This is a genomic window from Amycolatopsis sp. QT-25, from assembly GCF_029369745.1.
Lineage (GTDB): Bacteria > Actinomycetota > Actinomycetes > Mycobacteriales > Pseudonocardiaceae > Amycolatopsis.
This window is the reverse complement of record NZ_CP120210.1, coordinates 954,851-969,127: the sequence shown is the minus strand read 5'-3', so window position 1 is coordinate 969,127 and position 14,277 is coordinate 954,851. Positions and strand designations below refer to the sequence as shown.

The window sequence follows — 14,277 nt, the reverse complement described above, 5'->3', positions numbered from 1 at the left end:
CGTCTACCGTGGATCGGTGCCGTCCAGGGCAGAACCACTCGGCGCGCGGATCCGGCGGTTGCGCCGGGCACGCGGGCTGACTCAGCGTGAGCTCGCCGAGCCCCGCTACGACCGCGGCTTCCTCGCCAAGGTCGAGTCGGGCGAGCGCTTGCCTTCGGACGACGTACTGGCCCATCTCGCGCGACGGCTCGGCCTCACCGCCGACGAGCTCCGTTTCGGCAGGCCGCCGGGCGCCGCCGAGGAACTCACCGACGCGCTCGAAGCCGCGTATCGCGAGTTGCAGAAAGGCGGTCTCGAAACCGCCGAACGCGAATTCACCCGTGTGGAACGGCGAGCGGCGGAGTACCGGCTGCCGGACGTCCAGTGCCACGCGCGGCTCTATCTCGGCGAGGTCCAGTGGCAGCGCTACGACATTCCCTTGGCGGCCAAGCGTTTCGCTCACGCGATGGAACTCGCCGGCACCGCCTCGCCTCGGCTGCGCGCGATGATCGTCAACCGGGTCGCCGCCTGCCGCGCGCTGTCGGGCGATCTCGGCGCGTCGGTCGCGCTCGTCGAAACCGCGCTCGCCGGACTCCGTGCCGAACAACCCGTCGATCCCGACGCCGAACTGGCACTGGTGACCGCGCTGATCCACCCCCTCATCGAAATGGGCGCGCTCCGCCGCGCCCGGCGGGCCGCCGAAGAAGGGCATCGCGCTCTCGCTTCCGCCCGGCGCAAGGACATCTCCGCGCGCTACCACCGGCAGGCAGCGCAACTGTGGCAGGAGATCGGCCTGGTCGACCGCGCGGAGAAGGACCTTTCGCGGGCTCTGCGACTGTTCACTTCGCTCGGTTACGACCGTGACGCCGCCCGCAGCCGCTGGGCACGCGGCTTCCTGTGGCGACGGCTGGGCAAACTCGACGAGGCACACGCCGAACTGCACCTTGCCCGAGAGCTGTTGGCCAAAGCGGGCTCACAGGAAGGCGTACTCGGCGCGACCATCGAACTGGCCGACGTCCGCCGCCGCCAAGGTGAACTCGACGAGGCCACCGAACTCGCCGAGGGGATCCGGCCGCTTCTGGATCGATCCCCCGACATCGAAGCCAGGACCGAGGTTCTCCGATTACTGGGTCTCGTCGCGCGCGCCCGCGGTGAGCTGCCGAAGGCGACCGCGTTGCTCGAAGAAGCCGCCGGCGCACAGGAAAGGTCGGGACTGCGCGGCGCGCTCGTCGCCACCTCACTGCATTTGGGCGACACGTTGCACGCTCGCGGATTGATCGAAGAAGCGGCGAAGGCCTATCGGCGTGGTGTGCGCGCGGCCGCTATGTCCGATTCCGGGCCCACGTACTGAAAACCATACGAAAGTCGCCATATATCGAACCTGGCGGGAAAAACTCTTACTACACAGGCATTTCATTCCCCGCATGTCGATCTTCGTTCGCTTCGCTAGGCCATCCGGTCCATTGACGCCCTCGTGACCGGCCTCCTTTACTCGGACGTGTCCATCGGGATAACTCCAGTTATCCGAATGGGCACGCTCCCCGTCCCCCGCCGTGCACCCGCTCCGGTCCCCTTCCCCGCCGCGCCGATGGCCTGACGGGTACACGGTCCTGCCCATGGAAGGTTCCCATGACCGTTCAGCGAGGGCTCAGAACAGGGTTGGCGGCCGTCGCCGGCCTTGCCCTGAGCATGACGTTCCCGGCGACCCCGGCGAACGCGACCACCGCCACCCTCCAACCCGCGAGCCCCGACGCGGTGGCCGCGAGCGCGGCCGACCAGGCCGCCGCGGCCGGTGTGGACCACTTGCGGAAGGGGGCACAGGAGGGCTTCCGTCGCGTCGGGCTGACCCCGGGCGGTGGCGGACTCTTCTACGCCGCTTACGAACGAACCTACCGTGGCCTGCCGGTGGTCGGCGGGGACGCGGTGGTGGTCGCCGACGGCGCCGGACGCGTCCGCGGCACCAGCGCCGCCGAGACGGCGGCGATCTCGGTCGACACCAAAGCCAAGATCACCGCGGCGAAGGCGACCGAGGTCGCGCGCGGGCAATTGTCCAAAGTAGACAGTGTGAACGCGCCGAAACTCGTCGTCCTGGCGGGCAACTCCCCCAAGCTCGCCTACGAGGTCGTCGTCGCCGGGACCAAGGCGACGTCCCCGAGCAACCTGCACGTCTTCGTGGACGGCGCCACCGGCGCGGTCCTCGAAACCCGTGACGACGTCAAGATGTCCAACATCCCGGCCGCCGCTCAGACCACGTCGAACGAGGTCGGCACGCTGGGCGCCGGGAACAGCTACTACGTCGGCAACGTCACCATCGACACGACGAACTCCGGCGGCACGTACACGATGCGTGACCCGCAGCGCACCAACATCAGCTGTGCCCGCCAGAACGGCTCGCCCTTCAGCGGACCGGACGACAACTGGGGCAACGGCTCGGGCACCGATCTGGAAACCGCCTGTGTCGACGCGCTCTTCGGCGTCCAGACCGAGTGGAAGATGCTGGGCGAATGGCTCGGCCGCAACGGCATCAACGGCAACGGCAGCGGCTTCCCCGCCTACGTCGGCCTCAACCAGGCCAACGCCTACTGGAACGGTTCCTCGACCACTTACGGCCGCTCGCAGGACAGCCAGCGCCAGGCCACCCCGATAGACGTCGTCGCGCACGAGTACGGCCACGCCATCTTCCAGACCACCCCGGGCGGCGCGGGCAGCGGCAACGAGAACGGCGGCCTCAACGAGTCCACCGGTGACATCTTCGGCGCCCTCACCGAGCACTACGCCAACAACGCCAAGGACGTCCCGGACTACGACGTCGGCGAGGGCGTGAACCTGGTCGGCCGCGGCCCGATCCGCTACATGAACCAGCCGAGCAGGGTCTCCGGCAACCCCGACTGCTACTCGTCGTCCATTCCGAACACCGAGGTGCACGCCGCCGCCGGCCCGCAGAACCACTGGTTCTACCTGCTGGCCGAGGGCACCGCGCCGGTGGGCAAGCCCGCCAGCCCGACCTGTAACAACTCCTCGATCACCGGGATCGGCATCCAGAAGGCTGGCAAGATCTTCTACAACGGCCTGCTGAAGAAGACCTCCAGCTGGAACCACAAGGCGGCCCGCAAGGCCACCCTGGAAGCGGCGCTCGCGCTGTATCCCGGTTCCTGCACCGAATTCGACACCACCAAGGCGGCGTGGAACGCGATCAGCGTGACCGCGGCGACCGGCGAACCGACGTCGTGCACCCCGCAGGGCAACGACTTCTCGGTCGGCGTCACCCCGGCGTCGGGCTCCGTGAAACCGGGCGAGTCGGCCTCCGTCACGGTGAACACCGCGACCACCAACGGTACGGCGCAGTCGGTGGCGCTCAGCGCCAGTGGCCTTCCCGCCGGGGCGACCGCGACGTTCAACCCGGCTTCGGTGCAGTCGGGTGGTTCCTCGACGCTCACCATCGCGACGTCGGCGAGCACCCCGGACGGCACCAGCACCATCACGGTGACCGGTACCGGGGCCAGCGGCGCGCGCACCGCGCAGTACAAGCTGACCGTCGGCACCGGCGGTGACGTGCGGTCCTACAGCAACGACACCGACTACGCGTTGAACGACTACGCCACGGTCAACAGCCCGATCACCTCGACCGCGACCGGCAACGCGGTGTCACCGGTCAAGGTGACGATCACCGGCACCCACACCTGCTCCGAAGACCTCCGCATCAGCCTGAAAGCCCCCGACGGCAGCACATATTCGGTCAAGGCCACCGGCTCCCTCCCCTGCACCGATCTCGGCACCAAGACCTACTCGATCCCCGTGACCAACGAGGTCGCTTCCGGCACTTGGACCCTCGTGCTCTACGACGCCTACGCACAAGACACCGGCACGCTCAGCAGCTGGTCGATCACCGTCTAGCTCCCTCCCGCGTGAAGGGCTCCTTCCCTCGGCTCGACCGGGGAAGGAGTCCTTCACGCGAACCCCTCCAAGGAAGGACTACCCCGGCATGAAGTGGGGAAAGCGAATAGGAGCGGCCGTCGTCGGCATGGCCGCCGTACTGGGTGTCGTCACGGCGCCCGCGCAGGCGGTCACGGCCGCCGCCGCACCGGACATCTCACTCACCAACATCAAGGCGCATCTGAGCGCGTTGCAGACGATCGCCAACCAGAACGGCGGCAATCGCGCCTCCGGGCGACCGGGCTACCCGGCGTCGGTGTCCTATGTGGCACAGAAGCTGCGCGACGCCGGTTACAACGTCACGTTGCAGACCTGTTCGAGCTGTGCGGGTTCGAGCCAGAACGTGATCGCGGAATGGCCGCAGGGTGACGCGAGCCAGGTCATCATGCTCGGCGCGCATCTCGACAGCGTCAGCGCCGGTCCCGGCATCAACGACAACGGCTCGGGTTCGGCCTCGATCCTCGAAGTCGCGCTGACGCTGGCCCGCGAGAACCCGGCGATGGCGAAGCGCGTCCGCTTCGGCTGGTGGGCCGACGAGGAGTCCGGCCTGCGTGGTTCCAAGTTCTACGTCAACAACCTGCCGCAGACCGAGCGCACGAAGATCAAGACCTACCTGAACTTCGACATGATCGGCTCCGACAACTGGGGCTACTTCGTCTATGACGACGTCGCCTCGGTCAAGGCGGTGTTCGACGAGTACTTCAGGACGATCGGCATCCAGACCGAGGGTGACACCGAGGGCGACGGCCGGTCGGACCACGCGTCGTTCAAGAGCGCGGGCATCCCGGTCGGCGGTCTCGCGACCGGCGCCGGGTACACGAAGAGTGCCGCGCAGCAACAGAAATGGGGCGGCACCGCCGGCCGGGCGTTCGACAGCTGCTACCACCGCGCCTGCGACACGCTGTCCAACATCCCGGACACCCCGCTGGAGAAGAACAGCGACGCGATCGCGTACGCGCTCTGGAAGCTCGCCGTCGGCGCGTCGACGGGCCCCGACTTCTCGATCGGCCTTTCCCCGGCTTCCGGTACCGTCCAACCAGGACAGTCGACGACCGTCACGGTCAACACCACGACGACTTCCGGTGTGGCGCAAGCGGTATCGCTGAGTGCCAGCGGTCTTCCCGCCGGGGCGACCGCGACGTTCAACCCGGCTTCGGTGCAGTCCGGCGGTTCCTCGACGCTCACCATCGCGACGTCGGCGAACACTCCCACCGGTACGAGCACGATCACGGTGACCGGTGACGGGACCTCGGTGGACCGCACGGCGCAGTACACGCTCACCGTCGGCGACGTCAGCGTGCGCACGTTCACCAACGGCACCGACTACACGTTGAACGACTACGCCACGGTCAACAGCCCGATCACCTCGACCGCGACCGGCAACGCGGTGTCACCGGTCAAGGTGACGATCACCGGCACCCACACCTGCTCCGAAGACCTCCGCATCAGCCTGAAAGCCCCCGACGGCAGCACATATTCGGTCAAGGCCACCGGCTCCCTCCCCTGCACCGATCTCGGCACCAAAACCTACTCGATCCCCGTGACCAACGAAGCCGCTTCCGGCACTTGGACCCTCGTGCTCTACGACGCCTACGCACAAGACACCGGCACGCTCGACAGCTGGTCGATCACCGTCTGACCACCTGAAAGGTGAAGGCCATCTCACGAAGTCACCCGGCTTCGTGAGATGGCCTTCGTGCGCGAGCAGCGATTTTCGGGCAACTCTTCGATATCTGGTCTAGACCACCCGATCGTCGGTAGCGCCACTCATGCACGGCGACCTATGTTGAGCCGAACGGCCGCTTCCTGTTCGTTCAAACCGCTTTCGAGATGGGAGCTGGGTATGTTCGGTCGCGTCTCACGGCTGCTCGCAATCACCGGCGCGGCGGCACTCGCCGTCAGCACGCTCGTCCTCCTGAGTCCGGCACAGGCCTCGGTGGACGCCGAGGTCTGCGCGGTCAAATCGAAGCCGGCGGGCAAGGTCCTGCAAGGTTATTGGGAGAACTGGGACGGTGCCGCGAACGGCGTCCACCCGCCGCTCGGCTGGATCCCGATCACCGACGCCCGCATCAAGGCGAACGGGTACAACGTGCTCAACGCCGCCTTTCCGGTCATCCTGTCCGACGGAACGGTCAAATGGGAGGACGGGATGGACGCGACTGTGAAGGTCGCGACCCCGGCCGAAATGTGCGCCGCCAAGGACGCGGGCGCGACGATCCTGATGTCGATCGGCGGCGCCACCGCCGGAATCGACCTGAACTCGGCCGCCGTGGCGGACAAATTCGTCGCGACCATCGTGCCGATCCTGAAGAAGTACAACTTCGACGGGATCGACATCGACATCGAGACCGGCCTCACCAGCAGCGGGAACATCACCACGCTTTCCGCGTCACAGAAGAACCTCATCCGCATCATCGACGGCGTGCTCGCCGCGATGCCGTCGAACTTCGGGCTCACCATGGCGCCCGAGACCGCGTACGTCACCGGCGGCAGCGTCGTCTACGGCTCGATCTGGGGCGCGTACCTGCCGGTCATCAAGAAGTACGCGGACAACGGCAGGCTGTGGTGGCTGAACATGCAGTACTACAACGGAAGCATGTACGGCTGCTCCGGCGATTCGTACCAAGCCGGTACGGTTCAGGGCTTCGTCGCGCAGACCAACTGCCTCGACAAGGGCCTGGTGATCCAAGGCCAGACGATCCGCGTTCCCTACGACAAGCAGGCCCCGGGCCTGCCCGCGCAGCCGGGCGCCGGTGGCGGCTACATGTCGCCGAGCCTGGTCGCCCAGGCGTACCGCAGCATTCCCGGGCTCAAGGGCCTGATGACCTGGTCGCTCAACTGGGACGGCTCACGAAACTGGACCTTCGGCCAGAACGTGAAGTCGCTGCAGGGCCGCTGACCCCTCCAGTCGTCCGTCTGATCACGCGAGTTACGCCCCCGATCACGCGAGTTACGCTTCTGATCACGCGAGTCACGTGCCCGATCACGTGGATCGTCCGGATCAGTCCCGCGAGCTCGCTGTGCGGAACCGGCGAACTCGCGTGATCAGGCGGCGAACTCGCGTGAGCAGAGGCGTAACTCGCGTGCTCAGGGGGCGAACTCGCGTGAGCAGAGGCGTAACTCGCGTGCTCAGGGGGCGAACTCCCGGTCTGCCCGGCGCGCGGCCTTCCGGGGCGTTCGCCCGTATCGTTCTCGGTCATGGACGAGGAGGTCGGCGGACGACTGCGGCGGTTGCGCGCCGAACGTGGCCTCACCCAGCGTGAACTCGCCGAGCCGCACTACACCGCCGCCTATGTTTCGTCCGTCGAGACGGGGGCGCGGACGCCGTCCGGTGACGCGTTGCGCCATTTCGCCGCGCGGCTCGGGGTGGACACCGGCGAAGTGCTCGGCGTGACCTCGCCCCGCGACGACGTCCGGCTCGATCTGGACATCGCGGCGGCGGCCTCGGACTTCCTCGCGGGGACGGGTTCGGCTCCGAAGATGCGACGGCTGGCCCGGCGGGCCGAAAAGATCGGCCGTGCTCGCCAGGCCGGGCTCGCCTGGCTGTGGCTCGCGCGGTTCACCGAGGGTGACTTCCAGCCGCGCTTGGTCGCCGCCGCCGAAGTCGCGCTCGGCGACGACATCCCGCCGTATCGCGCACTGGCCGCCGCGCTGCGGGCGAACGTTTTGATCCGCCGCGGCGAGCCGCATCACGCGATGCACCTGCTCCGGACGGCACTCGACGCGAGCCTCGACGGCTATCCGCATCCGCTGCTCCTGCTGACCTTGCGGGCGTATCTCGCCGAAGGACACCTCCGCCTCGGCGAGACCGCTCAAGCCGCGCAGCACGCGAGTGAGGCGCTGCGGCTGGCTCGCGGCGGCGAGGAGATCCTGGCCGAACTCACCGATCACCAGCGCCGGCTGACCGAGGCCTACCTCGGCGAAGGGCGGGTGGCCGACGCCGTCGCCGCTGTGTCGGTGCTGCACGATCTGCTCCACGAGCGTGCCCTGCGGCCCGTGCTGGCCCGGTGCCTGTTCGCACGGGCTCTGGTCCGTCGTGCCGAAGACCTCGAAGGCGCTCTCGCGGACCTTCGCGCGTCAAGGGCGGCCGCGCCCGATCACGCCGTCACCCTGGAACTCGCCGACGTCTGCCGCGAACTCGGTCGTCTCGATGACGTCGCCACGCTACTCTCCGAAGCGACCGACGCCATCCCCGCGGGCTCGCCGCTCTCCGCGTCACTCACGTTCCAGCAAGGCTCACTGGCCCTGGCCCGCGGAGACTTCGAAGCAGCCGAAGCAGGCTTCGCACACGCGATCGACGTGGCCGCGCTCCGCGATACTCGTGGCGTCTTGGCCGCTTCGATCGACAAAGCGGGAGAGCTGCTTCTCCTTCAAGGGCGCATCGAAGAGGCCGCAGACCTGCTGCGGCGTGGACTGCTACTGCTAGGCGCCGAAGAGGACATCGTGAAGTGACCGAAGTGGATTTGAAAGACCTGGACACCCGTTTGGTGAGCCGGTTCGGCTCTGCCGCGGAGGGGTGGCTCGCCGGTGTCCCGGCCCTCGCCGGGCGGCTGGCGTCCCGATGGGGTTTCACGCCCGGCGAGATGTTCGACAGCGGCGCCTCGTCCGTCGTCCTGCGCTGCCGCTGGACCGACGGGACACCGGCGGTGCTCAAACTCAGCCCGGATGACGCGTTGCTCACCAAGCAGCTCGAAATGCTGCGGGTGTTCGCCCCCACGGGCCGGGTGCCCGCCGTGCTCGCCGCCGACGCGGACGCCGGCGCGATGATGCTGGAAGAGATCCGGCCGGGCACCATGGCCGAGGACCTGCCGCTGCCGACCCTGCCGGGACGTTGGGGAGACCTGCTGACCGCGCTGCACTCCGTCGCTCCGCCCGCGGACTGGCCGTGGAGCCTGCGCGGCCGGTTCGCGGAGTCCTTCGCCCGGATCGGCAAGCGGATCACCGAACCGGCCATCGCCGCCCGGATCGGCCCGGACACCTGGCAGCGGGCGATCGAGCGCTGCGAGAGGTTGCTGGACACCCAGGCCGACGTCGTGTTGCTCCACGGCGATCTGCACCTCGGCAACGCCTTGGACGGCGGGGAGCGCGGCCTGATCGCGATCGATCCGAAGGCTTGCGTGGGTGATCCGTGCTTCGACGCCGTCGACTACGTGGTGAGCGGCGCCGAGCACGAGGGCGTCGAGGCCCGCTGCCACACGGTGGCGAACGCCTGCGGGCTCGACGGCGACCGGTTGTCCGCCTGGAGCCGGGTGGTCGCCCCCATGTTCGCCATCGCGTACCTGACCCAGGGCGGCCCGGAGCAGGCACTCGACGAGTTGCTCGCCCTGACTAGCTGAGGAATTCGCGCAGCACCGAAGTGACCTGCCGGATCTCGCCCGCGCGGACGTGCTCCTGCCGGGTGTGTGCCAGCGTCGGGTCGCCGGGACCGAAGTTCACCGCCGGAATCCCGAGAGCCGCGAAGCGCGCGACGTCGGTCCAGCCCAGCTTCGCGACCGCCTTGCCCCCGGCCGCGGCGACCAGTTCGGCCGCCGCCGGGGCGCTCAGCCCGGGCAACGCCCCTGGCGACAAGTCGACAACTTCGACGTCGTAGCCCTCGAAGACCTCGCGAAGGTGCGCCTCGGCCTCCTCGGCCGAGCGGTCGGGCGCGAACCGGTGGTTGATCGTGAGCACGGCCTCGTCCGGTACGACGTTGCCCGCGACACCGCCGCCGATCTTCGTGGCCTGCAAGCCTTCGCGATAGGTCAGGCCGTCGATGTCGACCACCCGCGACGGGTACTCGGCGAGCCTGCGCAGCGGTTCGGCGAGGCCGTGGATGGCGTTGACGCCCATCCAGCCGCGCGCGGTGTGCGCGCGGACGCCGTCGACGCGGATCTCGATCCGCATCGTGCCCTGGCAGCCGCCCTCGATTCCGCCGTTCGACGGCTCGCCGAGGACGGCGAGGTCGGCCCGCAACCACTCGGGCAGCTCGCGCTCGATGCGGCCGAGGCCGTTCTTCGTCGCTTCGATCTCTTCGCGGTCGTAGAACACGAAGGTGATGTCATACCTCGGCTCGCGGAGGGCGGCGGCGAGGTGGAGGAAGACGGCGTCGCCGCTCTTCATGTCGACAGTGCCCAACCCGTGCAGGATCTCCTCGTCACCGGTCCCCTCGCGACGCACGGGCATGTTCTCGTTGACCGGAACGGTGTCGAGATGCCCGGCCAGCAGCACCCGCGAAGGACGCCCGAGGTTCGTGCGGGCGAGGACCGCGTCACCGTTGCGGATCACCTCGAGATGCGGGGCCTGCGCCTGGAGCGCGGCCTGCACGGTGTCCGCGATGACCTTCTCCTGTTCCGAGACGCTGAAGATGTCCACCAGCGCGGCGGTGAGGTCGACGGGATCGGCGTGCAGATCGAGCGAAGGCATGCCAGCACCGTACCGCCGGATGCCCGGGGGCTACCGTGAAGGAGTGCGCACGCGAACGGTCTTGGTCGCCCTCCTCCTGGTCCTCGGCGGCTGCGGATCGGAAGAAGTCCCGGTGAAGGTCCAGCCGGCCCAGAGCACCGGGCCGGACGTGCTGCCGATCAAACTCAAGGCGCTGACCACCGATCAGTGCTACCTGGCGCCGGGAACCGAATCGCCCAAGGGCTGCCAGAAGTACGTGACCGAGCTTTCCAGCGCCGCGGGCACGGTCCGCAAACGCAGGCCCGATCTGTCGTCGCACGCCGACGTCCTCGATCGCCCGATCGCCACCTTCCGCACCGCGAACTGCCAGGACCAGGCCGCCCCCGGCGGGCCCTGTGGCCAGGCACTCGCCGACATGGCGACGGCGCTGACCAGTGTGAAGAGCCTCGTCGGCGGCTGACGCGGGTCACTGGGTACCGTTCAGGACGTGAGCGAGCAGACCCCTGACCCCGAAACGACCGGCGCCACCGGCGTCGGCCTGGCCACCGTCACGACCGACGGCACGGTGCTGGACACCTGGTTCCCGCTGCCGAAGCTGATCGACGGCACCGACAGCAAGGCCGGCACGGTGCGGCTGACCGCCGAAGAGGCCACCGAGGCGCTCGGCGAGGCCGCCGCCGCCCAGCTCGGCCCGGACACCGACCGCGGTGTCGAGGTCGTCGCGGTCCGCGCGACCATCGCCCGCCTCGCCGACGCACCCGGCGACACGCACGACGTCTACCTGCGCCTTCACCTGCTGTCGCACCGTCTGGTCCGGCCGCACGGCGCGAGCCTCGACGGCATCTTCGGCCTGCTGGCGAACGTCGTGTGGACGAACCACGGGCCGTGCCCCGTCGAGGGCTTCGAGGCCACCCGGCTGCGGCTGCGGGCGCGCGGCAACGTCACCGTCTACAGCGTGGACAAGTTCCCGCGGATGGTGGACTACGTCGTGCCGACTGGTGTCCGCATCGCCGACGCCGACCGCGCCCGCCTCGGCGCGCACCTGGCCAACGGCACCACCGTCATGCACGAGGGCTTCGTCAACTTCAACGCCGGCACGCTCGGCGCCTCCATGGTGGAGGGCCGGATCTCGGCGGGCGTCGTGGTCGGTGACGGCTCCGACGTCGGCGGCGGCGCGTCGATCATGGGCACGTTGTCCGGCGGTGGCAAGGAGACCATCTCGATCGGCGAGCGTTGCCTGATCGGCGCGAACGGTGGCGTCGGCATCTCGCTCGGCGACGACTCGGTGGTCGAAGCGGGCCTCTACGTCACGGCCGGTACGAAGGTCACCTTCGAGGGCAAGGTCGTGAAGGCGCTGGAGCTGTCCGGCATCTCGGGCGCGGTGTTCCGGCGGAACTCCGGGACCGGCGCCGTCGAGGTCGTCGCGCGCACCGGCGTCGGCATCGAGCTGAACGCGGCCCTGCACGCCAACTGACCTGCGGAAAGAGAGCAAGGGACCTTTGCTGTCACTCACCCCCGGCGAGTGACAGCAAAGGTCCCTTGCTTCTCTCCGGCCTGGACCACCTTGCCGGTTCACCTAGAATTCATCTTGTGACAGCCGAGGCCCTGCCGCGCAAGAACGCCCCTTCGACCACTCCGGCGGCGCTCGGGCTCGGTGACCGCCCCGCGCAAGCCGGGCCGGCCGATCCGGCGGTCACCCACGTCCGGGTCAAACTCGACGTCGAGATCCGCGCGCTCCTCGCGCACGAACCGGGCACCAAATCCGGCGCCGACCCTGAAGACCTGCACCAGATGCGGGTGGCGCTGCGCCGCATGCGGAGTGTCCTCAAACTCTCGGGCCGCCTTCTCGGGCCGGACGCCGAGTCCGTGCGCGCCGAACTCGGCCGGCTCGGCCAGTCCCTCGGCGAAGTCCGCGACTACGACGTCCTGATCGGCCATCTCCGCGAGGTCGTCGCTGAATTCGAAGTGCGTGACCAGCCCGCCGCGCGTCGTCTGGTCTCGAAGTTCGTCACCGAACGCGGTGGCGCGAAGCGGCGGCTCACCCGCGCGCTCGCCAGCCCTCGCTACGCCTCGATGCTGCGGGACATCGGCCGTCTCGCCCGGCAGCCCGACGCCGAAGAACTCACCTCCGGGGCCGAGCCCACCGCCGCGGATCTCGTCGCCGGCCTCGCGAAGCCACATCGAAAGCTCGCAAAGGCCGTCAAGGCGCTTCCCGCCGATCCCTCGGACGACGCCCTTCACGCGCTTCGCATCTACGGCAAGAAACTCCGCTACGCCGCCGAGATGGCCAAGCCTGCCGCGAAGAAGAAGCAAGCGGAGCGGATCCAGCGGCTGCTCAAAGCCACGAAGGTTTTTCAGGCCGTCCTCGGGGACCATCAGGACGCCTGCGTCGCCGCCGATCGCATGCGGGGAGCTTTGGACTCCGGCGACATGGAGCTCGCGTTCGTCGCGGGCCGGGTCGCGGAGAAGGAACTGCTGCGCCGCGCCGAGGTCCGTGCCGGGTGGCGCGCCGTCTGGGCGGAGGTCGACAAAGCCGCTCAGGCGGTGATTTCGCGGACGTAGCCGTCCGGCCGGATCAGCACTTGCCGCCCCCTTTCGGCTTCGTACGCCGCGAAAGCATGCCCGCCGACATCCTCGAAGTCCAAAGTGGACAGTGTGCTGCCCGTAGGCAGGATCCGTCGTGCGCCTTCGGGAGCCGGACCGTCACCGAACACCAGCACGGTCGCCTGCGGCCCACGAAGCAGCTCGAACAGCCGGACGGACTTGCCGTTCGCGTCCTTCAGCGGCGCGTCCGGCGCGCGGTCGCCGGGCCGGATCCGGCCGGTCGCCGCGGGCGCGAGCGGACCGCCGCGATACCCGATGTCGAGCTGACGCGTGTTCTCGCCGCGCTCGTGCGCGTCTTCCGAGCCTTCCTTGTACTTTTCGAGGATTTCGGTGCTGATCTTGAGCACCCGCGCGGCGACCCCGCGCCGCTCGGGCTCGTAACTGTCGAGCAGTTCCGGTGAACCGTCGGCGAGCTTCCAACCCAGGTTGTACGCGTCCTGCACGCCGGTGTTGAGGCCCTGGCCACCGGTCGGCGGATGGACGTGCGCCGCGTCGCCGGCGAGGAACACGCGACCGTCCCGGAACCGCGCGGCGAGCCGGATGTTGGGCCGCCACACCGTGGACCAGGTGAGATCGTGCAATCGGACCCCGCCGCCGGACAGCTCGTCGAGGTGGGACTGCAACGTCTCCAGCGACGCCTCGGCCTCCTCCTCACCCAGGGGCGCGCCGAACTGGAAGTGCGGCACGCCGGGCAGCGGCGTGAGCACGATCCCCGACATCGGGTTCTCGGGCTTCGCGAACCAGTGCCCGTACGCGCGATCGAGCCCCTCCGCCTGGACGTCACCCAGCAGCATGCGGATCGATTCGTCGGTGGTGCCCTCGAACGCGATCCCGAGCGCCTTGCGCACGGAACTCTTCCCGCCGTCCGCGCCGACGAGGTAGTCGACGCGAACGCGTTCGCCCGGCAGGTCGGCGGTCACTCCGTCGGCGTCCTGCTCGAAACCGAGCAGTGGCGTGCCGAGCTCGACCCGGACGCCGAACTCGGCGAGCCGCTCACGGAGGATTCCCTCGGTCCGCGACTGGCCGAGGAAGTGGCCGTTCGGATACGGCACGGCCGGGGTCGGCTCGGCGAGCTCGGCCATCCTCCGCTCACCGACGACCTCGCCGCCCAGATGGATCTTCATCGGCACCGGAGGCTGCCCGGCGGCCAGCACCGCGTCCAGTACGCCGAGATCCTCGAAGACCTCCAGCGTGCGCGGTTGCAGGCCATCGCCGCGCGAGCCTTCGAAGAACGTCTCGGCCTGCTCCACGATCCGCACGCCGACGCCTCGGCGTGCGAGGTCGACGGCCAGCGTGAGCCCGGTCGGTCCGGCTCCCGCGATCAGCACTTCGGCCCTTTTCACTTCAGCCATCCTCGCCTCCGGTGAATTCGAATTCAGT

11 protein-coding genes are annotated in these 14,277 nt (G+C 68.9%); 9 read left to right on the top strand and 2 right to left on the bottom strand.

Going from position 1 to position 14,277, the window contains the following annotated elements; genetic code table 11:
* Window positions 1-16 precede the first annotated feature (16 nt).
* The 6 genes from P3102_RS04820 (at window position 17) to P3102_RS04795 (ending at window position 9,248) form a co-directional block, all read left to right on the top strand.
* Window positions 17-1,330 carry a helix-turn-helix domain-containing protein gene (locus tag P3102_RS04820; protein ID WP_276366852.1) on the top strand — a complete coding sequence of 438 codons (1,314 nt, stop codon included), beginning with the start codon at window positions 17-19 and terminating at the stop codon, window positions 1,328-1,330.
* 278 nt (window positions 1,331-1,608) lie between these two features.
* Window positions 1,609-3,873, top strand: coding sequence for a M4 family metallopeptidase (locus P3102_RS04815; protein ID WP_276366850.1), 2,265 nt, complete (start codon window positions 1,609-1,611; stop codon window positions 3,871-3,873).
* An 88-nt stretch (window positions 3,874-3,961) separates the two neighbouring features.
* Window positions 3,962-5,551 (top strand): M28 family peptidase, encoded by a 1,590-nt coding sequence (locus tag P3102_RS04810; RefSeq protein ID WP_276366849.1) that lies wholly within the window; start codon window positions 3,962-3,964, stop codon window positions 5,549-5,551.
* A 204-nt stretch (window positions 5,552-5,755) separates the two neighbouring features.
* Complete coding sequence (locus P3102_RS04805; RefSeq protein WP_276366847.1) at window positions 5,756-6,811, top strand: chitinase; 1,056 nt, start codon at window positions 5,756-5,758, stop codon at window positions 6,809-6,811.
* Window positions 6,812-7,110: 299 nt separating this feature from the next.
* On the top strand, window positions 7,111-8,364 hold the full coding sequence (locus P3102_RS04800; RefSeq protein WP_276366845.1) for a helix-turn-helix transcriptional regulator: 1,254 nt from the start codon (window positions 7,111-7,113) through the stop codon (window positions 8,362-8,364).
* Window positions 8,361-9,248 (top strand): aminoglycoside phosphotransferase family protein, encoded by an 888-nt coding sequence (locus tag P3102_RS04795; protein ID WP_276366843.1) that lies wholly within the window; start codon window positions 8,361-8,363, stop codon window positions 9,246-9,248. Before P3102_RS04800 ends, P3102_RS04795 begins: the two co-directional genes overlap by 4 nt.
* Here P3102_RS04795 and dapE read toward each other — a convergent pair.
* Window positions 9,241-10,314 carry a succinyl-diaminopimelate desuccinylase gene (gene dapE / locus P3102_RS04790; RefSeq protein ID WP_276366841.1) on the bottom strand — a complete coding sequence of 358 codons (1,074 nt, stop codon included), beginning with the start codon at window positions 10,312-10,314 and terminating at the stop codon, window positions 9,241-9,243. The genes P3102_RS04795 and dapE overlap by 8 nt on opposite strands.
* Window positions 10,315-10,357: 43 nt before the next feature.
* Between dapE and P3102_RS04785 the strand changes: the two genes are divergently transcribed.
* From P3102_RS04785 to P3102_RS04775, 3 genes are all read left to right on the top strand, one after another.
* Complete coding sequence (locus P3102_RS04785; protein WP_276366840.1) at window positions 10,358-10,753, top strand: hypothetical protein; 396 nt, start codon at window positions 10,358-10,360, stop codon at window positions 10,751-10,753.
* Between the two features lie 27 nt (window positions 10,754-10,780).
* Window positions 10,781-11,767, top strand: a complete 987-nt coding sequence (dapD, locus tag P3102_RS04780) for a 2,3,4,5-tetrahydropyridine-2,6-dicarboxylate N-succinyltransferase (protein WP_276366838.1) — start codon at window positions 10,781-10,783, stop codon at window positions 11,765-11,767.
* 116 nt (window positions 11,768-11,883) lie between these two features.
* A complete protein-coding gene (locus P3102_RS04775) occupies window positions 11,884-12,855 on the top strand; it encodes a CHAD domain-containing protein (RefSeq protein WP_276366837.1) in 972 nt (323 codons plus the stop codon).
* Here P3102_RS04775 and P3102_RS04770 read toward each other — a convergent pair.
* Window positions 12,831-14,249 carry an FAD-dependent monooxygenase gene (locus P3102_RS04770; protein ID WP_276366835.1) on the bottom strand — a complete coding sequence of 473 codons (1,419 nt, stop codon included), beginning with the start codon at window positions 14,247-14,249 and terminating at the stop codon, window positions 12,831-12,833. The genes P3102_RS04775 and P3102_RS04770 overlap by 25 nt on opposite strands.
* Between the last annotated feature and the right edge of the window lie 28 nt (window positions 14,250-14,277).

Bases quoted from the DNA above. Each gene is read 5' to 3' on its own strand.
- P3102_RS04770 (WP_276366835.1), bottom strand. From the start codon at position 14,249: ATGGCTGAAGTGAAAAGGGCCGAAGTGCTGATCGCGGGAGCCGGACCG.
- P3102_RS04815 (WP_276366850.1), top strand. From the start codon at position 1,609: ATGACCGTTCAGCGAGGGCTCAGAACAGGGTTGGCGGCCGTCGCCGGC.
- P3102_RS04800 (WP_276366845.1), top strand. From the start codon at position 7,111: ATGGACGAGGAGGTCGGCGGACGACTGCGGCGGTTGCGCGCCGAACGT.
- dapE (WP_276366841.1), bottom strand. From the start codon at position 10,314: ATGCCTTCGCTCGATCTGCACGCCGATCCCGTCGACCTCACCGCCGCG.
- P3102_RS04810 (WP_276366849.1), top strand. From the start codon at position 3,962: ATGAAGTGGGGAAAGCGAATAGGAGCGGCCGTCGTCGGCATGGCCGCC.
- P3102_RS04805 (WP_276366847.1), top strand. From the start codon at position 5,756: ATGTTCGGTCGCGTCTCACGGCTGCTCGCAATCACCGGCGCGGCGGCA.